Annotated in this window: 15 protein-coding genes; 6 read left to right on the top strand and 9 right to left on the bottom strand. The window is 60.5% G+C overall.

The annotated features are described in order from the left end of the window. Nucleotides 1-486: 486 nt before the first annotated feature. Complete coding sequence (locus BLU39_RS19610; RefSeq protein ID WP_092715959.1) at nt 487-1,212, top strand: 16S rRNA (uracil(1498)-N(3))-methyltransferase; 726 nt, start codon at nt 487-489, stop codon at nt 1,210-1,212. Nucleotides 1,213-1,339: 127 nt separating this feature from the next. Here BLU39_RS19610 and BLU39_RS19605 read toward each other — a convergent pair whose 3' ends face one another. Then, on the bottom strand, nt 1,340-1,624 hold the full coding sequence (locus tag BLU39_RS19605) for a TonB-dependent receptor (protein ID WP_232731313.1): 285 nt from the start codon (nt 1,622-1,624) through the stop codon (nt 1,340-1,342). Nucleotides 1,625-2,784: 1,160 nt separating this feature from the next. Here BLU39_RS19605 and BLU39_RS19600 point away from each other — a divergent pair. After that, nucleotides 2,785-5,472: a TonB-dependent receptor gene (locus tag BLU39_RS19600; RefSeq protein ID WP_232731312.1), complete on the top strand. Its 2,688-nt coding sequence runs from the start codon at nt 2,785-2,787 to the stop codon at nt 5,470-5,472. A 232-nt stretch (nt 5,473-5,704) separates the two neighbouring features. Then, nucleotides 5,705-7,336, top strand: a complete 1,632-nt coding sequence (locus tag BLU39_RS19595; RefSeq protein ID WP_092715953.1) for an NAD(P)/FAD-dependent oxidoreductase — start codon at nt 5,705-5,707, stop codon at nt 7,334-7,336. A 77-nt stretch (nt 7,337-7,413) separates the two neighbouring features. On the opposite strand, the gene BLU39_RS19590 is transcribed toward BLU39_RS19595, so the two are convergent. The 7 genes from BLU39_RS19590 to glnA all read right to left on the bottom strand — a co-directional run bounded on the left by BLU39_RS19590 (nt 7,414) and on the right by glnA (nt 17,864). Next, nucleotides 7,414-10,176: a TonB-dependent receptor plug domain-containing protein gene (locus tag BLU39_RS19590; protein ID WP_092715951.1), complete on the bottom strand. Its 2,763-nt coding sequence runs from the start codon at nt 10,174-10,176 to the stop codon at nt 7,414-7,416. 359 nt (nt 10,177-10,535) lie between these two features. Then, nucleotides 10,536-11,909: a GAF domain-containing sensor histidine kinase gene (locus tag BLU39_RS19585; RefSeq protein WP_092715949.1), complete on the bottom strand. Its 1,374-nt coding sequence runs from the start codon at nt 11,907-11,909 to the stop codon at nt 10,536-10,538. Nucleotides 11,910-12,043: 134 nt separating this feature from the next. Then, the gene (corA, locus tag BLU39_RS19580) at nt 12,044-13,009 is read right to left on the bottom strand and encodes a magnesium/cobalt transporter CorA (RefSeq protein ID WP_034760218.1); all 966 of its coding nucleotides are present in this window, start codon (nt 13,007-13,009) and stop codon (nt 12,044-12,046) included. A gap of 140 nt (nt 13,010-13,149) precedes the next feature. After that, on the bottom strand, nt 13,150-14,640 hold the full coding sequence (gene ntrC, locus BLU39_RS19575) for a nitrogen regulation protein NR(I) (RefSeq protein WP_092715947.1): 1,491 nt from the start codon (nt 14,638-14,640) through the stop codon (nt 13,150-13,152). A gap of 48 nt (nt 14,641-14,688) precedes the next feature. After that, nucleotides 14,689-15,777 (bottom strand): nitrogen regulation protein NR(II), encoded by a 1,089-nt coding sequence (gene glnL / locus BLU39_RS19570; RefSeq protein WP_034760227.1) that lies wholly within the window; start codon nt 15,775-15,777, stop codon nt 14,689-14,691. Nucleotides 15,778-15,782: 5 nt separating this feature from the next. Next, nucleotides 15,783-16,265, bottom strand: a complete 483-nt coding sequence (locus BLU39_RS19565) for a DUF4124 domain-containing protein (protein WP_092716205.1) — start codon at nt 16,263-16,265, stop codon at nt 15,783-15,785. 183 nt (nt 16,266-16,448) lie between these two features. Beyond that, the gene (gene glnA, locus BLU39_RS19560; protein WP_092715945.1) at nt 16,449-17,864 is read right to left on the bottom strand and encodes a type I glutamate--ammonia ligase; all 1,416 of its coding nucleotides are present in this window, start codon (nt 17,862-17,864) and stop codon (nt 16,449-16,451) included. A gap of 385 nt (nt 17,865-18,249) precedes the next feature. Between glnA and BLU39_RS19555 the strand changes: the two genes are divergently transcribed. The 3 genes from BLU39_RS19555 to BLU39_RS19545 all read left to right on the top strand — a co-directional run bounded on the left by BLU39_RS19555 (nt 18,250) and on the right by BLU39_RS19545 (nt 19,499). Beyond that, the gene (locus BLU39_RS19555) at nt 18,250-18,711 is read left to right on the top strand and encodes a rhodanese-like domain-containing protein (protein ID WP_092715943.1); all 462 of its coding nucleotides are present in this window, start codon (nt 18,250-18,252) and stop codon (nt 18,709-18,711) included. Nucleotides 18,712-18,933: 222 nt separating this feature from the next. Beyond that, nucleotides 18,934-19,218, top strand: coding sequence for a type II toxin-antitoxin system RelE/ParE family toxin (locus tag BLU39_RS19550; RefSeq protein WP_232731311.1), 285 nt, complete (start codon nt 18,934-18,936; stop codon nt 19,216-19,218). Then, the gene (locus BLU39_RS19545) at nt 19,215-19,499 is read left to right on the top strand and encodes a helix-turn-helix domain-containing protein (RefSeq protein WP_092715939.1); all 285 of its coding nucleotides are present in this window, start codon (nt 19,215-19,217) and stop codon (nt 19,497-19,499) included. The genes BLU39_RS19550 and BLU39_RS19545 overlap by 4 nt, the downstream gene beginning before the upstream one ends. Here the strand turns inward: BLU39_RS19545 and BLU39_RS19540 are convergent. Continuing rightward, nucleotides 19,496-20,833: a TAXI family TRAP transporter solute-binding subunit gene (locus BLU39_RS19540; RefSeq protein ID WP_092716203.1), complete on the bottom strand. Its 1,338-nt coding sequence runs from the start codon at nt 20,831-20,833 to the stop codon at nt 19,496-19,498. The genes BLU39_RS19545 and BLU39_RS19540 overlap by 4 nt on opposite strands. Between the last annotated feature and the right edge of the window lie 28 nt (nt 20,834-20,861).

Raw genomic sequence — 20,861 nt, 5'->3', positions numbered from 1 at the left:
TTTTTATAATCACTTAAATCTCTCATGGTCTTGCGAAAAACTGCAAGGCCCCTCCCGCTACAACTACAACTACAGTGTCATGCTTTTCCAACCAATTTAAGCTGGCCGCAACGCGCCCGGGGTCATAGGCCCAGGCATTGAAACGTGCGGCGTCTCCCCATACCAGACCGAATCACATCACGGACGACATTGCTGGAAACAATTGATGCCGTTCAACACAACTTGTATAGTCATCAAACCACGCTAAAAGTATCACTGTCAATAATGCAATGATTTCTGAAATCAAAAAACAACATTTCGTTTTTAGCCAGCTTGTTATCTCCACGCAATTTCCCGCCCCGGATGCGCCGCGCGTAGGCCCAGCGGCAAGAATTTCACCCGGCCGCGCGCAGCGGCACTAAAATTGCACCCTCGAGTCGCAGCCGCGCGCGCCCTACCCGCGCGCGGCGCGGCACCTCCCATTGTTTCTCTCCGCCAGGATGTTGCATGCCGCGTTTTTTCTGTCCCCAGCCACTCGCCATAGGCGCCACCATCTCTCTGCCCGACGCCGTAGCCCACCACGTCAATGTAGTGCGCCTTATGCCGGGCGAGGCCATCACCGTCTTCAACGGCGAGGGCGGCGAGTACACGGCTGTCTTGTGCAACGTCGAGAAAAAACGCGCCAACGCCGAGCTGAAGTCCCACACGGCGCGCGAAGCGGAACTGCCCTACGCCGTGACCCTGGCGCAAGCGCTGCCGGAAGCATCCAAAATGGACTGGATCATCGAAAAAGCCATCGAACTGGGCGCGGCCGGCATCGTGCCGCTGTCGGCGCAGCGCTGCGTCGTGCGCCTGTCCGCCGAGCGGGCCGAGAAAAAACTGGCTCATTGGCAAGGCATTATCGTGTCCGCCTCGGAACAATGCGGACGCAACCGCCTGGCGCAGCTGGCGCCATTGCAAGACTTCAATAGCTGGAGCGGCCAGCAAGATTTACATAAAAGCATCATCCTGACACCGCGCGCGCAGCAGTCGCTGGCCGACTGGGCCCGTCACCAGCCGCCGCAGGCGATCACGGTGATGGTGGGACCGGAAGGCGGCTTTACCGAGGCAGAAGAAAAAGCTGCCATCGCCGCTGGCGCCATCGGCCTGTCCATGGGGCCGCGCATCCTGCGCACGGAAACGGCGGGACTGACGGCGCTGGCGACGCTGAGTGCATTGTGGGGCGGCATGTAATACGCAAAAACAATAAAAAAGCGCAGCGCGGTTTCCCGCACTGCGCCAGAGCTTGCGCGTAGCAGCTACGCACAAGCACAAGCACATCATCAGGCGGCCCATTACGGCGCCGCCCTGTTCTTTCCTATTAGAACGTGTACTCGGCGCCCAGTTTCAGGGTACGTGGACGCATGGCGTAGCCGTCACGCACGTTGATAGGACGCAGCTGATCGAAGACGTTATTGATATTTGCCAGCAAACGCAGGTTGTTGAAGCCCGTGTATGCAAAGTTCAAATCCGTACGTACATCGCTGGCCACTTCGCATGGCAGATCGGCACCCTTGAGTGCGGCACGGCAACCAGCCTCGCCCAAGCTTGTGGCTTCGGTGGCGGTCTCGTTCTTGATCAGTTCCTGCTTCGAGACATAATTCACGCACACGCCGGCGCTCAATGGGCTCTTGCGCCATGCGGCACTCTGTACCGACACCAGGTGCGGGTTGCCCAGCTTGCCAATCAGGTTAGGACGGTATTTATTGGCATCGATATAGTGGCATTGCCGGTTTCAATACATTGCGCAGGACGCTAGCCGTGGCACAACGCTTAAGATCGATCTGACGGTTGTAGAAACCGGTCAGGCCCACTTTACCCAGCGTCTCTGGAATGTTCGGGGCACGGAAACCATCAGCGATCGTGCCGCGCAGCTATAGAACGTGTATGCAAGTCCCGGGATAAAGAAGCGGCCAGCAGCGCTCGCTGGATTAGCAGCGGCCGCACGCGGTCATCGTGATGATGGGGCAGGAAGAGGATTTCAGAAACAGAAGAAAAGGCAGCCCTGGCCGCCAGCGCCATCGGCCGGTCTTGGTAGGGCGCAGCGCCCCACGGCGCTGCCATTGAGCGGAAAATGCCGCGCGTCTCAATTCGCCGCCGATAATACCGGCCTGGCCGCAATGCAGAATATCACCGCACCATCTTTATCGCACAAGCATCACAAATAAGACAACAAACAAAGATAATCCGCGCATTCATAAAATGGCGGACCCGCTATTATATTTTCAGATATAGAAATAAATAAAACGACCAAGCATCGACGATTAAGCACCAATATGGTACGGCGCCGCACTCATTTGATGCGGAAACCTAATATTGCACCATGATGGCGCTTACGTCTATCGTTCTCCGACTTAGCACAAAAAAACAACGCTTTTGTTGCACTATCATCCGCCTGCGCCTCCCCATCAAGCCTGCAAACATGCGGCCTTCAGGCTAGCCGCGACGCTGCACTGCAGCAAAACGGACATGCCAAACTGAGCCTTGTGTTGTTTTTTTATATGTATTTCCACTATAAAAATTGACAGCCAAGCAGCTGCGATGGTTTCATTAACGTCTTGAAATTTTGAATACTCAAACGTTTCAAAGAAACCGTCCATGAGACGATCGATAAAATAATAGATACATATACGGCCGGCATTGCCAATACAAGGCGATCACAAGCTGCATATTCATAAAGTGAGGAGTTTTGCAATGATGGTGGAAACAGGATTATCGCGTTCTATACGTTTGATGTTTATCGGCAGCATAGCGTTCGGCATGCACATGGCCAACGCACAAACCACTGGCGAAAACATTCAAAAGGTCGAAGTGACCGGTTCGAGCATCAAGCGCGCGGAAGCCGAAACCATTTCGGTCATTCAAACGCTGACCCGCAAGGACATCGAGCAAACCGGTAAGGCATCGATCGCCGACGTCGTGCGCAGCATCTCCGCTGACAACAACGGCAGTATCAGCGGCTCCTTCACCAACGGTTTCGCCGGTAGCGCCTCAGGCGTTTCGCTGCGCGGTTTGAGCGTCAGCTCGACCCTCGTGCTGATCAATGGCCGCCGCACGGCGCCATACGGCTTCGGCGATGACGGCCAGCGCAGCTTCGTCGACTTGAACTCGATTCCCCTCGATGCCGTGGACCGCATCGACATCCTGAAAGACGGCGCTTCCGCCATTTATGGTTCCGACGCGATCGCCGGCGTGGTCAACATCATCTTGCGCCAGAACTATGTCGGCAAGACCATCTCCGCCAACGTCGGCCAGAGCGGCCACGGCGACGGCACCGTCACCAGCATCTCCGGCGCCATCGGCTTCGGTGACATGGACACCGACAAATTCAACGTCTTCGCCACCCTCGATGCGAAAAAATCGGGCGAAATCAAGCAAAGCAACCGCGACAAGTGGATCGGCCAAGCCGATGCGCGTCCATGGGGCGGCCGCGACCAGCGTGCCGGCCAGACGACCGCAGGCAACGGCGGCGGCAGCTCCTTCCTGGGCACCCTGCGTCCAATCTCGCCAAAGCTCGGCAATGTAACCAACTTGCCAGGTTCGTGCGATCCGATCAACCTCGATCCAACTGGCGGCAGCTCGAACGACAACTCGCGCGGCGGTTGCCTGTGGGATCCGGTCCAGTTCGCGACCATCCAGCCAAAGACCGAAAACGTCAACCTGTTCATGCGCGGCACCCTGGCGCTGGGCGCCAATGCGCAAGGCTACACGGAAGTGGGCATCTTCAAGTCGAAGGCCGACACCTACACCACCCCGTCCGGCCTGACCGGCGCCGGCTTTGACCTGGTCAACGCCCGTGTCAACAACACCGGCACCGGCCCGGATCAGCTGCTGATGCCAGCAAACCACCCGGACAACATCCTGGGCGTCGATGCACGTCCGCGCTGGGTCGACGCATCGCGTCCACGCGTATCGAACCTCGAAACGACCGTCACGCGTGTCCTGGCCGGCGTCAAGGGTACGTACGCCAACTGGGATTACGATACGGGCCTGATGTACGCGGAAAGCAAAACCGACCGTACGCAAACGGGCTACTACCGTACCAGCGCCCTGCGCACGGCGCTGAACAACGGCACCTTCCGCATCGGCAAGGGCGTGATCAACAGCCCTGAAGTACTGGCACTGGTATCGCCTACGCTGAGCAACTCGGGCACGACGAAGAGCACCTCGCTGGACTTCAAGGCTTCGCGCGAACTGTTCCAATTGCCAGGCGGCATGATGGGCCTCGCGCTGGGCGCCGAGTACCGCAAGGAAGAAACGAACAGCCAGTCGACGCCATACACCGACATCAACGATATCGTTGGCCTGGGCTATTCCGCTTCGCAAGGTTCGCGCAACGTCAAGGCTCTGTACGCCGAGCTCGCCGCTCCAGTCATGAAAGAGCTGGAACTGCAATTCGCGCTGCGCAGCGATGATTACTCGGACTATGGCCGCTCGACCACGCCAAAAGTCGGCTTCAAGTTCACGCCAGCATCGGCTGTGGCTTTCCGCGGTACGTATGCGGAAGGTTTCCGCGCGCCTAGCGCAGCGGAAAACGGCAACAGCGCCGTGGCGGCGTTCACCAGCATCGCCAGCGATCCAGTGCGTTGCGCCGTGACGAAACTGCCTATCGATTGCTCGTCGCAACAAGTTGGCGCGATCACCATCGGCAACAAGAACATCAAGCCGGAAACATCGAAGAGCTACAGCCTGGGCATGGTGCTTGAGCCGATCAAGAACATCAGCCTGTCGATCGACTGGTGGAAAATCGTCCGCGATGGCGAAATCAACGGCTCCGATCCTGGCGCAGTGGTCGCCAATCCAGCTGGCTACCCAGATGCGGAAATCGTTCGTGGCGAACCTACGAGCAACTTCCCAGGCCTGGCTGGTCCTATCCTGATGGTCAAAGCGCCTTACCTGAACGCAGGCAAGACCAAGACCTCCGGTATCGACCTGGATCTGCGCGGCAAGTACAACGCCGGCGAATACGGCCGCTTCAACTCGGGCGTGACGGTGACGTACATGAAGGAATTCACCCGTACCAATGCCGATGGCACGGTACTGCAATTTGCAGGCACCCACGGTGACGTCAACCTGTCCGGTAACGGCGGTACGCCGAAGACCAAAGTCCGCCTGACGCTGGGCTGGGATCAAGGTCCGGTCAACGTCACGGCCAACATGAACTACGTCAGCAGCATCAGCAACAAGAACGAAGTCAACGGCGATTGCCTGGACGTCGATGCCAACGAGGTGCCGTACAAAAACTGCCGCATCGCTTCGTTCACCACGACGGATCTGTTTGCCAAGTGGAATGTCACGAAACAATGGGAACTCACCGCGTCGATCACGAATCTGTTCGACAAGATGGCACCGCTGGACGTGCAAACCTACGGCCGCATCAACTACAACCCATCGCTGCACCAGTCGGGCGCTGTGGGCCGTTACTTCACGCTGGGCGGCCGCTACACGTTCTAATCGCCAGGCAAGATATAACAGCTAGTTAGCAAGAAAATCCGGCGGCCATGTATTGGCCGCCGGATTTTTTCTTTTCAGCCGCCTCTTTCCTGTGGCGCCCCCTCTCCCTCGCCGATACCCTGCAGATGGCCCGCAGCCGGACATGCAGGTAAAATAGCGCCTTGATGCCCTCACGCGGCACCACATACTCTCCGCTAGATACGGAGCCCGGCAATTTTTGAAAATACACACCATGTTGCGACTCAACGAAGTAAAACTCCCCCTCGAACACGACGATGCCGCCCTGCCGGCCGCCATCCTGGCCCGCCTCGGCATCGCCGCCGATGAGCTGCTCGGCTTTACCGTCTTCAAGCGCAGCTATGACGCGCGCAAGCGCAGTGCCGTGGTGTTGATTTACTCGCTGCACGTGGACGTCAAGAATGAAGCGGCCGTGCTGGCACGCCTGGTCCACGATATCCACCTGATGCCCGCGCCCGACACCGACTATAAATTCGTTGCCGGCGGCGAACAGCTGGCCGGCCACAGCAATGAACCGCGCCCCATCGTCATCGGCACCGGCCCGTGCGGCCTGTTCGTGGCGCTGATCCTGGCGCAGATGGGCTTGCGCCCCCTCATTCTGGAGCGGGGCAAACAGGTGCGCGAACGCACGGTCGACACCTTCGGCTTCTGGCGCAAGCGCGAGCTGAACCCGGAATCGAACGTGCAATTCGGCGAAGGCGGCGCCGGCACCTTCTCGGACGGCAAGCTGTATAGCCAAATCAAGGATCCCAAGCACTACGGCCGCAAGGTACTGACGGAATTCGTCAAGGCCGGCGCGCCTGAAGAAATCATGTATGTGAGCAAGCCACACATCGGTACCTTCCGCCTGGTCAAGATGGTGGAAGAAATGCGCGCCAATATCGAACGGCTGGGCGGCGAATACCGCTTCAGCAGCAAAGTGGTCGATCTCGACATCGAGCCTGGCAGCGATGGCGGCCAGGTGCGCGGCGTGGTGCTGGACAATGGCGAAATCATCGCCAGCAACCACGTCGTGCTGGCCATCGGCCACAGCGCGCGCGACACCTTCGAGATGCTGCACCGCCGCGGCGTGTACATCGAAGCGAAACCGTTCTCGATCGGCTTCCGCGTGGAACACCCGCAATCGCTGATCGACAGCTGCCGCTTCGGCCCCAGCGCCGGCCACCCGATCCTGGGCGCGGCCGACTACAAGCTCGTGCACCACGCCAGCAATGGCCGCTCCGTGTACAGCTTCTGCATGTGCCCGGGCGGCACGGTAGTGGCGGCCGCCTCGGAACCGGGCCGCCTGGTGACGAACGGCATGAGCCAGTACTCGCGCAACGAGCGCAACGCCAACAGCGCCATCGTCGTCGGCATCACGCCGGCCGACTACCCGGGCGACCCGCTGGCCGGCATCGCCCTGCAGCGCGAACTGGAAGAGCGCGCATTTGCCTTGGGTGGCGGCAACTACGATGCCCCAGGACAATTGGTCGGCGACTTCGTGGCCGGCCGCGCCTCGACGGAATTTGGCAGCGTGGTGCCGTCGTACAAACCGGCCGTGCACCTGACGGACCTGGCGCCATCCTTGCCCGAATACGCGATCACGGCTTTGCGCGAAGCATTTCCGGCGTTCAACAAGCAAATCAAGGGCTACTACAAGGCCGATGCCGTGCTGACGGGCGTGGAAACGCGCACTTCGTCGCCGATCCGCATCAAGCGCCGCGACGACGACCTGCAAAGCCTGAATACGCGGGGACTATTCCCCGCCGGCGAAGGCGCCGGCTATGCGGGCGGCATCCTGTCGGCGGCCGTCGACGGCATCAAGGTGGCCGAGGCGGTGGCCCTGTCGATGGCGGCACGGCGATAGGCCTGGCGCTCCTCGCCCTGCGGCGGAACGTAAAAAAACCGGCACTCCGTGCCGGTTTTTTTACGCCTGCGCTGCGCTTAAAACTTGTACGAAGCGTTCAGGTAGCCGGTACGGCCGCGCGGATCGTAGTAGCGATCGTCATAGCCGAATTGCTGGCCGCGGTTCGCACCGGATGTCGATGGTACGAATGGCGGACTCTTGTCGGTCAGGTTCAGCACGCCTGCGGTAAGAACCCAGCTCTTGCTCGGCGTCCATACCGTCTGCCAGTCGAGCGTTGAATAGAAGCCGACACGCATGCGGATATCTTCCTGGCCCGTCACGGCGCCGGAAGCATCAAGCACGTCGACCGTCGTTTCCTGGTCCTTGTAGCCGGACAGGAAGTTGACCGTCAGCGAATTGGCCCAGTTGTCCGTTTTCAGGGTATTCGTCCACTGGCCGCGCGTGCGGAAGGTGACAGTACCGAGCTCGGCGAAGTTACCCAGCGCAGAATAATACTGACCACCGCGCTCCAGCTGTATATCTTCGCGCAGCATCTGCGTCGCGTTCAGCTGCGAAGTGAACAGTCCGATGCCCGAGCGGTAACGGGCGCTGATATCGATATCGACACCGGTGGCGAACGACTTGCCCAAGTTCTGGTTATCGGCCAGGAAGGCCAGATACGTCTTGCCCGTGCCGACGTCCGTATTGACCCCCCACGATTTCGGATATGCGGCGGGATTGGCGAACACCAGCTGCTCGGTTAACTGGCCGAAGGAATCGCGGATCTGCACATGCCACAGGTCGGCGCCCAGGGTGATAGCGCTGATCGGCTCATAGCGGAAACCCAGTGTGGCCTGTTTCGACTTTTCCGGCTGCAGGTTGCGGTTACCGCCGGCCAGCTGGTCGTACTGGTGGTTGCCAGGCTGGCATTGCGCATTGAGGCGCGTGGCGATGGCTTGCAGGGCTGGCGTACACGTGTAATTGTCGCTGGTGACGCCATAGCCGCGTTGCAGGGCATTGACCTGTGGCACCGTTGGTGCATGGAAACCATTGCCGACGGAGCCGCGGATCAGCAAGGTAGACGCTGGCGTCCACTTGAAGCTGGCCTTGGCCGTGGTGGCGCCGCCGAAGTCCGAGAACTCGTCGAAACGCAGGGCCGCACCCAGTTCCAGTTCCTTCAACACGGGCGCGATGACTTCGCCAAAGATGCCCTTCGAGGTGCGGCTGGCGCTGTACGGCTTGCTGCTGGCCGCGTCGCCGAAACGCTGATCACACTCCAGCCCCGTCGTGCCGCCGCACAAGGTGCCCTTCACAGGGTCTGCCAGGATGCCTTGCGCAAACGGACTCGGTTTCGAGGAGAATTCCTCGCGGTTGATGTTCGCGCCCATGCCCAACATCATCGCACCGCCCGCCAGGCGCCGCAGTTCCGTCGAGCCATTCAGGTTAATCGTTTGCAGGCGCGACGTGCCGCCGTCCCAATAGCCGGTAAACGTGGCCGCCTTGATGGCGTCCTGCGCCGCGGTGGACTGCTTGCCCGGACCGACGAAGGGATCGAGCAAACCGCTCGCCGTGAGGTTGCTGACGGCGAGCGCGCCAGGATAACCGGAAATACTGCCTTTTACGCGGCTTTCCGAAAAGTTGTAGGATGCGTTGTAATCCCAACCGGCAGCCATGCCGCGCGTCCCCACCACCACGCTGGCGAAGTCGGCCGTATCCTTCGAGGTGCGCTGTCCCATGTCGAACAGGCGATAGGTCGCCACGCTGTTATCGGCAATACCGATTGGCAACAAATATTTGTCATGCAGCGGCGTCCCCTTATCGATGGATATCTCGCCCGGCACGGGGGCGATACGCGAAGTCTGCTTGGTGCGCGACAACAGAACGTCGGCATACACTTCCTGTCCGGCGATCTTGAACGTGCCCGATGCCATGAAATTGTCGCGCTTGCGTTCCGGATAGATCTCCAAGTCTTTTACAAAATCATAACCGCAGTAGTCATTCAACCGCGGGGTGCCATCCGGGTCTGCATACGGTTCCAGCACGCGGAAAGTCTTGGCGGGGCAGGAGCCGGTGGTTTTTTGATATGGACTGATCAGCTGGCCATTGTCATCGACGGCGTTGGCGGGAATCGGGCTGACCGAGGACTGCTGCTTCTGATAGCGTTTGCCGTTGGCCGAGAACTGTACCTGGCCCGTACTGGCGAACGAGCGGTCAACCGAGCTCAGCTTGTCACGCTCATCGTGACCAAAGGTCAGCACCACGTTGTAGCCATCGTCTTCCAGGTTGCCGAAGCCCTTGGTGGCGCTGAGGCGTTTCTCGCGTGCACCATTTTTCGGCGCGGAATAGCCGATGGTCACATCGCCCATTGTCGTATCGTGTTTGGTAATGAAGTTGACCACGCCAGCGATGGCATCGGCGCCGTACAGGGCGGAGGCGCCGTCGGTCAACAGTTCCACACGTTCGATGGCCGAGATGGGAATGGAATTCAAATCGAAGCCGGCCGCAAAACCCGTCAGCGTCTGTCCGCCGAACTGGGCCAGGCGCTTGCCGTTCAGCAAGACCAAAGTGCGCGTCTCACCCACGTTGTGCACAGAAATACCGGAAAAACCAAAGGTGCTACCGCCAACTGAAGAACTTTCCGTCGTGGCCCCCTGGGCGGAAGACAGTTTTTTGACCAGATCGGTGACCGATGTGGCGCCCGAAGTGCGGATGGCTTCGGCTGTCAGCACGGTGACAGGCAAGGCACCTTCGGCGGCGATGCGCTTGATCGACGAGCCAGTCACTTCCACGCGCTGTATCTGCGCATCTTGTGCATCTTGTGCCACTGCGGACTGCGAAGCGACGGACAAGGCCGCTGCCATGCCGCCGGCACAGACAACGCGAACGGCACGGGAGATGACGGTTTCTTTAAGCATAGTGAACCCTTTTAAGTTGTAATTTATTAAGTATCGGATCAACTATCCGGACTTCAATCATTCAATCAAGGTGTTGCACTGCAGGTTTTAAGGTCGAGAATCCAGAAATGACATTGCAATGGTCGCATGGCAAAAAAGACGGATGCCAGCTAACTGAAAGTTAGCTAGACAACTGCATAGAATCACGGGGACATTCCAGGTGTCAACAGAACTCACGAGGTGTATGGCGTCCATACAACATTGTGAAAATAAAAAGATAAATCCAGGTAGGTATTCCACCAAATATTGTGCAGCAGCAGGTGAGATCAATGCGCCAGCGGCAACCTGATCTGTATATGACAGCCGGGAGTGCAGTCGATGGCGCACACCTGGCCGCCCAGTTGCTGCACGATGGTGTAGACGATGTGCATGCCCAGGCCGGAGCCGCCCTGGCCACGCTTGGTGGTGAAAAACGGTTCAAACATGTGTTCGCGCACGGCCGGTGCCAGGCCGATGCCGTCGTCGGCAAAATCCAGCAGCAGCCAGCGCGCTTGCGCGTCATCGCCATCCGCCTCGATGCGCGCGCGTATCGTGATGCGCCCTGGTCCGCCCTGCGGATAGCCGTGGCGAGCACTGTTCATCAAGAGGTTCGAGAGGATCTGCGACAGCTTGCCGGCCGCCAGGCGCACCTGGCAATCGGGCGCGATATCGAGTTCCACGCCCAGCGCCGCCTTGCGCAGTTCCGGGCTGTGCGCCGATACCAGGCCGTGCACATAGTCGTGCAACGCCAGATCGGCCACGTATTCGCTGACCTGGTCTACGGCCAGCTGCTTGAAGTTGCCGATCAGGTCGGCGGCGCGCGCCAGGTTGCGTTCGATCAGGGCGGCCGCGCCTTTCAAGGATTCGGCAATGTCGACCAGTTCGGCGCGGCTGACCTTGGCGCCGCCCAGCAGTTGCACCAGCTGGTCTGCATAGCTGCCCATGCTCGACGCCGCCGTCAGCGCCACGCCGATGGGTGTATTGACTTCATGCGAGACACCGGCCACGAGCGAACCGAGGGCCGCCATCTGCTCCTGCTCGATCAGGTTGGCCTGCGCCGCCAGCAGCGACTCGGTGCGCACGCGCACGATCTCTTCCAGCTGCTGGGTACGCTCCTGGTGCTGCAGCTCGGCTGCGCCGCGGGCCGAGAAGATCGACAGAAGCAACAGCGCCAGCAAGCGCTTGTTTTCATCGATGGGCCGCGTGTCGATGGCCGACAGGATGCCCAGGGTCTTGCCATCGGTATCGATCAGCGGCATGCCGACATAACTTTCCGCCTGCATGTCGACGAGGAGGCTATCGAATGGAAAGCGACGCTGGATATCGCTGCCGTGAAAACACATGCTCTGGCAGGTCACGTCCTGGCAAGGCGTGTGCTGCAGGCTGTATTCGATATTCGGCTGGTAGTCGCCGCCGCCCCACAGGGCCAGGGTGCGGATGCCTTCGCTGCCATCGTCCATGCGCACCAGCCGCCCGGCGATCACATAGTGCACGTCGAGCGCTTCGGCCAGGTCCTTGACGAGGATGCGCAGGAAGTCGTCGCCGCGGGCGTGCGCCGTCGAGGCGGTGATCGAGCGCAGGGCCGCCTCCGCCAGGGTGCGACGCTGCTCGGCATCGAACAGGGGTTCTTGCGAATTCACATCAAACAACGGAATACTCATGAATGCTCCTGCGCGGCACGGAAAGCGCAGGCACGGCTGCCGGCGCGGCGATCCTCAGCAAAGGTCCGGGTTAACGGACTTGCCGCGATTGTACCCCTGGCTATTGTTTAATAATACAGATACACAGGAATTTTTTATAGCCAGCCGGAACGCTTGAACAAGTAATACATATAGCCGCAGACACAGCTCATCACTGCCACGGCGGCCGGATAGCCATAATGCCAGTCCAATTCCGGCATGAACTTGAAGTTCATGCCCCAGATGCCGGCAAACGCCGTGAACACGGCGAAGATGGCGGCCCAGGCCGCCAGTTGCTTGTTCACTTCGCTCTCGTCGATGGCCACCATCGACAGATTGACCTGGATGGCCGTGCTGATCGTGTCGCGGATGGTGTCGAGCGTGCCGTTGATGCGCGCCAGGTGGTCGTGCACGTCGCGGAAATACTCCTGGGTATCGTGGCACAGCGGCGGCACCCGCCCGCCGTGCAGCTTGCCCACCGCTTCCATCAGGGGTGCCACCACGTGGCGCAAGACCATGACCTTGCGTTTCAATTGATACAGCCGTTCGATATTGTCGCGCTCGGTGCCACGGTCGAAGATGCGGTCCTCGATCAATTCCAGTTCCGATTCGAGCGCGTCGAGCACGGGGAAGTAGCGGTCGACGACGGCGTCCATCAGCGCGTACAGCACGAAGGCCGAGCCCTGGCGCAGCAGATGCGGTTCGCGCTCGGCACGCGCGCGCACGCCGAGGAAGCCTTGCGAGCTGTTGCTGCGCGACGAAAGCACGTAATTGGCGCCGACAAAAATGTCGACTTCGCCCAGCACCAGTTCGTTCTCGACCATTTCCACGGTTTTCACGACGGCAAACAGGGAATCGCCATATTCCTCGATCTTCGGGCGCTGGTGGCCCCGCTGGGCATCCTCGACAGCCAATTCGTGCAGGCAAAACTCGTGCTGCATCTGTTTCAGCTCGTCCGGCGTGGCGTCGAGCAGGGCCACCCAGACGAAACAATCGGGGCGTTCGACATAATCGCTGATATCGTCGATCGGCAAGTCGGCCAGTTTTTTGCCATCCTGGTAGGCCACGCAGTTTATGAGCATGCTATTCCACAGTTCAAGTTAACACCGGACGAAACAGTCCGGCAGGCGCTAGCTTACCTTATCGCCTGCTGTGGGTGGTGTGGCGTGCGAGAAACGCCAGGAGGGGAAGCGGACGGGACCAAGCCCCGTCCGGACGCGAATCAGTCGTCCTTGGCGCCGTCGATGCCCAGTTCCGATATCTTGCGGGTGATGGTGTTGCGGCCGATGCCCAGGCGCACGGCGGCGTCGTTCTTGCGCCCATGCGTATGCTTGAGCGCCGTCTTGATCAGGGCCGACTCGAATTGCCGACCCAGCACGGCCATGACTTCCTGCTGCCCCGCGCCCAGCATGCCGGCCGCCTGCAGTTCCAGCAAGCCGATCCAGCCCGGCGGCGCGCCGTTGGCGGGCGCGGCCGCTTCGAAGACCTGGCCGCCGTGCGGCTGGGCAACGGCCGCCGGCGCAGCCTCGCTCGCCGCCGCCGTGGCCGCGCCATCGCCCTGCCCCTGCGTCAATTCCAGCGGCAAATCCTTGATTTCCACCGTCTGGCCCGGCGCCATGACGGTAATCCAGTTGCACAGGTTTTCCAGCTGGCGCACATTGCCGGGCAAGTCGAGGCTGCTCAAGAACTGCATCGTCGGTTCGCTCATGCGCTTGGCTTCCACGCCCAGCTGGCGCGCGCTTTGCACCAGGAAGTGGCGCACCAGGATGGGAATATCCTCGCGCCGCTCCCTCAAACTGGGCAGGCGCAGCCGGATCACGTTCAGGCGGTGGTACAAGTCTTCGCGGAACAGGCCGTCGCGTACGCGCTGTTCGAGGTTCTGGTGCGTGGCCGTAATGACGCGCACGTTCGCCTTCATGGGCTGATGGCCGCCGACGCGATAGAAATGGCCGTCGGACAGCACGCGCAGCAAGCGCGTCTGCAAGTCGAACGGCATGTCGCCGATTTCATCGAGGAACAAAGTGCCGTTCTCGGCTTGCTCGAAGCGGCCCCGGCGCGTCGTTTGCGCGCCCGTAAACGCACCGCGTTCATGGCCGAACAGTTCGGATTCGAGCAAATCCTTCGGGATCGCCGCCGTATTCAGCGCAATGAAAGGCTGCGCCGCGCGCGGGCTGTGTTTGTGCAGCGCGCGCGCCACGAGTTCCTTGCCGGAACCGGATTCGCCCGTGATCAGCACCGTCACGTTCGATTGCGACAAACGGCCGATGGCGCGGAAGACTTCCTGCATGGCCGGCGCCTGGCCGAGGATTTCCGGCGTTTCCGACGGGCCCGACTCGACGCTCGTCTCGCGCAGGCTTTCTTCCAGCGCGCGGCGGATCAGCTCGACAGCTTTGTCGATGTCGAAAGGCTTGGCCAGGTATTCGAAGGCGCCGCCCTGGAAGGCCGCGACGGCCGAATCGAGGTCGGAAAAGGCCGTGATGATGATGACTGGCAAGCCGGGAAAGCGCGACTTGACCGTCTGCAGCAATTCCAGGCCGGACGCGCCCGGCATGCGGATATCGGACACGAGCACTTGCGGCGTGTCAAATTCCAGCGCGGCGATGGCGTCGCGCGCATTGGCAAAACTCTTGGTGGCGAGATTTTCCCGCGCCAGGGCTTTTTCCAGCACCCAGCGGATTGATTCGTCGTCGTCAACTATCCAGATTGGCTTCATTAGTGTGTGCGTCCCGCAATGGATTTCATGGGTGGGATACCGCCTCGCTTATGGCAAGGGTAGAACGATCCTGAAATCGGTGTATCCAGGCCGGCTTTCGCACTCGATCACGCCCAGGTGCTGTTGCACGAAGGTTTGCGCCAAGGTCAGTCCCAGTCCGCTGCCGCCTTCCCTGCCCGACACCAGCGGGTAGAAAATCCGGTCGCGGATCTGGGGTGCGATGCCCGGTCCATTGTCAATGATATGCAAGTCTAATGCCAGGTTGTAGCGGACCTTGGCCAAAGTCACCTGGCGCGCCACGCGGGTCTTGAAAATGAGCTCCGCATCGCCCGCCTCGATGCGCTCGGCCAGCGCCTGCGCCGCATTGTGCGCGATGTTGAGCACGGTCTGTATCAGTTGCTCCTTGTCGCCGCGAAACTCGGGAATCGACGCATCGTAATCGCGTGAGATGGTCAGGCCGCTGGGAAACTCGGCCAGGATCAGGCTGCGCACCCGTTCGCACACTTCATGGATATTCACGTCGCCCACGATGTGCGGGCGGCGGTGCGGCGCCAGCAGCCGGTCGACCAGGGTTTGCAGGCGGTCCGCCTCCTTGATGATCACTTGCGTGTACTCGCGCAGCTCGCTCAGGTGCAGGGCCGGCAATTCCAGCTCCAGCAGCTGGGCCGCGCCGCGGATGCCGCCCAGCGGATTCTTGATTTCATGCGCCAGGTTGCGGATCAGCTCCTTGTTGACCTGGCTCTGGTCGAGGATGCGCTCCTCGCGGTCGAGTTTGAGCTGCTGCACGTTTTCGCGCAACTCGATCAGCACGCCGTCACGCGGCGCGTCGAGCGCGCTGATGATGCTGTGCACGCGCAGCGGCTCGCGCCCCAGGCGCTCCAGAGTCAGGTCCTGGCGCAAGTCGGAAAATTTATGTTCGAGCGCCTGCGCGCAAATGCCGGCCAGCTCGTCGGGATTGAGGAATAGCGCCGTCAGCTTTTGCCGCGACAGGGCCTTCAATGAGCTTTCCAGCAGGTTTTCCGCCGCCGCGTTGGCATAGCTGATGCGGCCGTCGCCGTCGAGCAGGATCACGGCCGAAGCGAGCAAATCAAGGCCGGCCAGGTGGGCGGGACGGCTGGAATGGTTGTCTAGTGTCATATGCTTTATCGAATATTCGCGATCTCGCGTTTCAGGGCCTCGACGTTCTGCTGTGTCCGGCTAATGTTGTCCTTCAACTGCGCCACTCTTTCCTGGTATTTCGCGTAATTGCGCTCGTTGCCCAGGCGCTCGGGCTGGCCGCCATTGAATTCCAGGCGCTGCGCCGCCAGCTTCTGTTCTTCGCTGCGCAATTCGTCCTGCAGGATCTGGCGCCGGTCCAGGTCGCGCGCGCGCTGCTCGGCGCCATCGACCTTGGGAAATGCGCCGGCGGCAGGCCCCGCCGTGGCCGCAGCCTGCGTGGCCGGTCGGGCCGGTGTGCCGGCCAGCGGCGCCGTCTTGCGTGGCGGCTCCGTCATGGCGCCAGGCAAATCGAGCAGCTGGCAATGCGCGCCAGCCCGCTTGTCCGTGTACGTCTTGTGTCCTTGCGCATCGGCGCACACATACAACTGCCCGTGCGCCTGTGCCGCCGCGCCCAGCAATCCTGCCATCAGCGCCATTCTGTAATGCTTGGTCAATCTTCACTCCTGTCGGCGCGTGCCGCATCGTTCCTGGGCCGACTATACAACACCGCAGTATCACCGCATTGGCGCATGGCATAAAAAAACGCGGGCAAGACCATCGCCTCACCCGCGTTTCTTATTCACTACCGGCACATTGCCGGCGTGGCGCCATTACAGCGAGTAGTACATGTCGAACTCGGCAGGATGCGTGGTCATGCGCATGCGCTGTACGTCCTGCATTTTCAGTTCCAGGTAAGCATCGATCATGGAATCGCTGAACACGCCGCCGCGGGTCAGGAACTCGCGGTCCTTGTCCAGGGCGTCCAGTGCTTCTTCCAGCGAAGCGCACACGGTCGGGATCAGTGCGTCTTCTTCCGGTGGCAGATGGTACAGATCTTTCGAGGCGGCTTCGCCCGGATGGATCTTGTTGGCAACGCCGTCCAGGCCAGCCATCAGCAGTGCGGCGAAGCACAGGTACGGGTTTGCCAGTGGATCCGGGAAGCGCGCTTCGACGCGGCGGCCTTTTGGATTGGCCACGTGCGGGATACGGATCGAGGCGGAACGGTTTTTCGCCGAGTACGCCAGTTTCACCGGCGCTTCGTAGCCTGGTACCAGACGCTTGTACGAGTTGGTGCCCGGGTTGGTGATCGCGTTCAATGCCTTTGCGTGCTTGATGATGCCGCCGATGTAGTACAGGGCGAAATCGGACAGGCCGGCATAGCCGTCGCCGGCGAACAGGTTTTTGCCATCTTTCCATACGGATTGATGCACGTGCATGCCCGAACCGTTGTCGCCAACGATAGGTTTCGGCATGAAGGTGGCGGTCTTGCCGTAGCTGTGCGCCACGTTCCACACCACGTATTTCAGGTTTTGCGTCCAGTCGGCGCGCTCGACCAGGGTCGAGAACTTGGTGCCGATTTCATTCTGGCCGGCGCCGGCCACTTCGTGGTGATGTACCTCAACCGGGATGCCCAGCGATTCCAGGATCAGGCACATTTCCGAACGCATGTCCTGGAAGCTGTCCACTGGTGGCACGGGGAAGTAGCCGCCCTTGACGGTAGGACGGTGGCCGCTGTTGCCGCCTTCGATGTCCTTGCCGGTCGACCACGAACCTTCGTCCGAACCGATCTTGACGAAGCAGCCCGACATGTCGATCTTCCAGCGCACGTTGTCGAAGATGAAGAATTCTGGCTCAGGGCCGAAGTAGGCGGTGTCGCCCATGCCCGACGATTTCAGGTAGGCTTCGGCGCGTTTCGCGATCGAGCGCGGGTCGCGGTCGTAGCCCTTGCCGTCCGACGGTTCGATCACGTCGCACTGCATGAACAAGGTCGTTTCTTCCATGAACGGGTCGATATTGGCCGTGTTTGGATCCGGCAGCAAGATCATGTCGGACGCTTCGATACCTTTCCAGCCAGCGATCGAAGAACCGTCAAAGGCGTGGCCCGACTCGAATTTGTCCATGTCGAAGTGCGACACGGGTACCGTCACGTGCTGCTCTTTACCACGGGTATCAGCAAAGCGGAAATCAACGAATTTGACTTCGTTTTCTTCTACCATCTTCAAGACTTCTGCGGCTGTCATTGCCATGCGTATCTCCTAAATGAATGTGGGGTGAGCCGACCTTAGTGCGTCTGGGCTGATGAAGCGAAGCAAACATTGCGTGCCACCAAAACTCATAAGGATCATAGCAGATTCCATGCCAGCTTCTGGAGGGATGTGGACTCCAAGGTCAAAACCCGGCCATCCCAGTGTAAGTTTTCATGCCTGCGATTTTCCTGCTGCGTTTGCGTCAAATCAAGAATGCACTATGCAAGTGCAAAAAACGAATAACGCACCATTATCGTGCATTTTATGCGCATTCCTGAAAAACGCCTCGTTGTGGTGCATGTGCCGCGCACCGTGGTTTCCCGTTTGCGGGGCGCGGACGGCGCACTATAATCGACCATACCTGCCCACTTTCATCGAGGACGCCATGACCACCGCCGCCGACATCCTGACCACCGCCCGCAGCCGGGCCAATGAAGGTACGCCGTATGCCGGCGCCGTCACGCCGCAGGAAGCGTATGACTTGCTGCAGGGCGATCCCGCCGTCAAGCTCATCGATGTGCGCACGAATGCCGAGCGCGACTGGGTCGGCCGGGTCGATATCGCCGATACCCAGCATGGCGCGGTGCAATGGGCCACCTATCCGGGTGGCGTGCCCAATCCCGACTTCCTCGCGCAGCTGGCCGCCCAGGCCGGCAAGAACGAGGTGCTGCTGTTCCTGTGCCGCTCCGGCGTGCGTTCGCGCCACGCGGCCAAGCTGGCGACCGAGCACGGCTACCTGAACTGCTTCGACATCCTCGAAGGTTTTGAAGGCGACAAGGATGCCGACGGCCACCGCAAGCAGATCGGCGGCTGGTGCAAGGCGGGGCTGCCGTGGCTGGGCGCCTGACGCTGGCAGCCTGATTATCTGAACCGTGTTTGATCTGGCGGACCACCCTGCGGTCCGCCATCGGCTACAACCATCCATGCGCGCCCGATTTTTTCAATTGCGGCGCAAATTCTCCTTGCGAATATGTACCTTATATAGTACAACGCAGAGGTGCGTCATGGATGCTTCCGGCTTGCGGCAGATTACCCTGCGTTCTATGCGAACGGCAATGGCGGCGAACCCGTGCGCGACTGGCTCAAATCGTTGCCCATCGAAGAGCGCCATGTGATCGGACAAGACTTGATGCATGCGCAATGGCGCTGGCCCGTGGGCATGCCCTTGTGCCGCCATCTGGGGCAAGGCTTGTCGGAGGTACGCAGCAGCCTGCCCGGCAACCGCATCGCGCGCGTGCTGATCTGCCATCACGGCGACTGCCTGGTGGCGCTGCACGGCTTTATCAAGAAAACCCGCGCCACGCCCGACGATGACCTGGCGCTGGCCCGCAAACGCTACAAGGAATTGACATGAACGCCACCGCTTCGCACCTAGGCAGCAGTCTCGACGACTTCCTCAAGGAAGAAGGCATTTTCGAGCAAACGCAAAACCGCGCCATCAAGGAAGTGATCGCCTGGCAACTGACGCAGGCGATGCAGGAACAATCGATGTCGAAGACGCGCATGGCGGCTCTGCTGCAGACGAGCCGCTCGCAGCTCGACCGCCTGCTTGATCCCGGCAGCGACGTAACACTGTCCACGCTGGAGCGGGCAGCGGCGCTGCTGGGGCGCAAGCTGTCCGTTACCCTCGTTTAAGCCACCTCGGGGTGTTCGCCCATCAGGGTCAGGATGCGCTTGCGCACGAAATTGATATGGCTGCGCAAGCCATATAAACCATCGGCAAACGACAATGGAATCGAGATCTGGTTGACCATCTCCTCGATCTGGTCCAGCCGCTTCAGTTGTTCCGCATACACTTGCGCGCGCTGCTCTGGCGGCACGTCTTCCAGCGCCTGCTCCACCGTGCGCAACTGGCCATACCAGCGGTACACGCGCGAGCGGATACGCCACACGTAGAGCGGCGGCACGACGCGCGACAGGGGCAAGATCAAGGCACCGAGCGCCACCACCAGCACCCACATGCGGTCAAAGAAATTGGCCAGCCAGAAGCTCATGTAGCGCTGCAGCACGGGTGCGCCATCCTTGTAGAATTTCAACGCTTCGGGCGCCACGGGAATTTCCGTGTAGCGCGCGGACGGGAATTGCCCCTGCTGCTGGAACCAGCCGGTGCCGCCGTGGATGCGGGCCGCTGCCTGCACGAACAGGTCGACGAGGGCCGGATGCAAGTCTTCGCGCGCAACCAGGGTGGCCGTCGGCGCGATCAAATGATAATCCTGCGCGGGAATGTTCTGCCCCAGGTCGACTATGCCGCGCGGCAAGACGACGTGCGTGAGGAAAGGCAGGCGCCGCGTGTAGGCTTCCGCCTGCGAAAAATCAAACAGCTTGATACCCGGCGTTTGCAGCAGCATCTGGATCAGCGGCGCTTCCGGCGCCGAGCTGAACACGAGGCCGTCGATGCGTCCTTCCAGCAGCTCCACCGTGGCGGGCGTATTTTGCAGGTCGCTCACCGTCAAGTCCTTCGCTTCCACGCCATTGACGGACAGCAACTGTCGGAACAGGCTGGGCACGCCCGTGCCTTCCGGCCCCAGGTTGATCTTCATGCCCTTCAACTGCGTCATTTCCGTCACCATCTTGTCTTCGCGCATGAACAGCCAGACGGGTTCCGTAAACAGGCTGCCCAGCGAAATCAGGCCATGCCGCTCGGCATCGGCGTGTTCCGTCGAGCCGCTTTGCACGAAGGCGATATCGGTCTTGCCCGCGTTCAGGCGCTGCAGGTTTTCCTGCGACCCCAGCGATGGCTGCAAGGTCACCTTGATGCCGTGCTTGGCCAAGGTGGCCGCATATTTTTTACCGAACTCTTCATAGGCGCTATTGTCCTGCCCCGTCGACAGGCTCACCTGGCGCGGCGGCGCCGGGTCGACCAGCCAGTAAGCGAGCGCGCAAACGGCGCCGACCAGCAGCAAGGTGGGACCGGCGGTGGCGAGGAAATCGCGCACGGAAAAGCGGCTGAACGCGAGGATTTTGGACATGTGGTGGCGCATAGGTTTCATGGGTGGC

This window comes from Janthinobacterium sp. OK676, from assembly GCF_900103595.1.
Classification (GTDB): Bacteria; Pseudomonadota; Gammaproteobacteria; order Burkholderiales; family Burkholderiaceae_D; genus Janthinobacterium.
The sequence above is the reverse complement of the archived record's forward strand: the minus strand, read 5'-3'. Positions and strand labels throughout refer to the sequence as shown.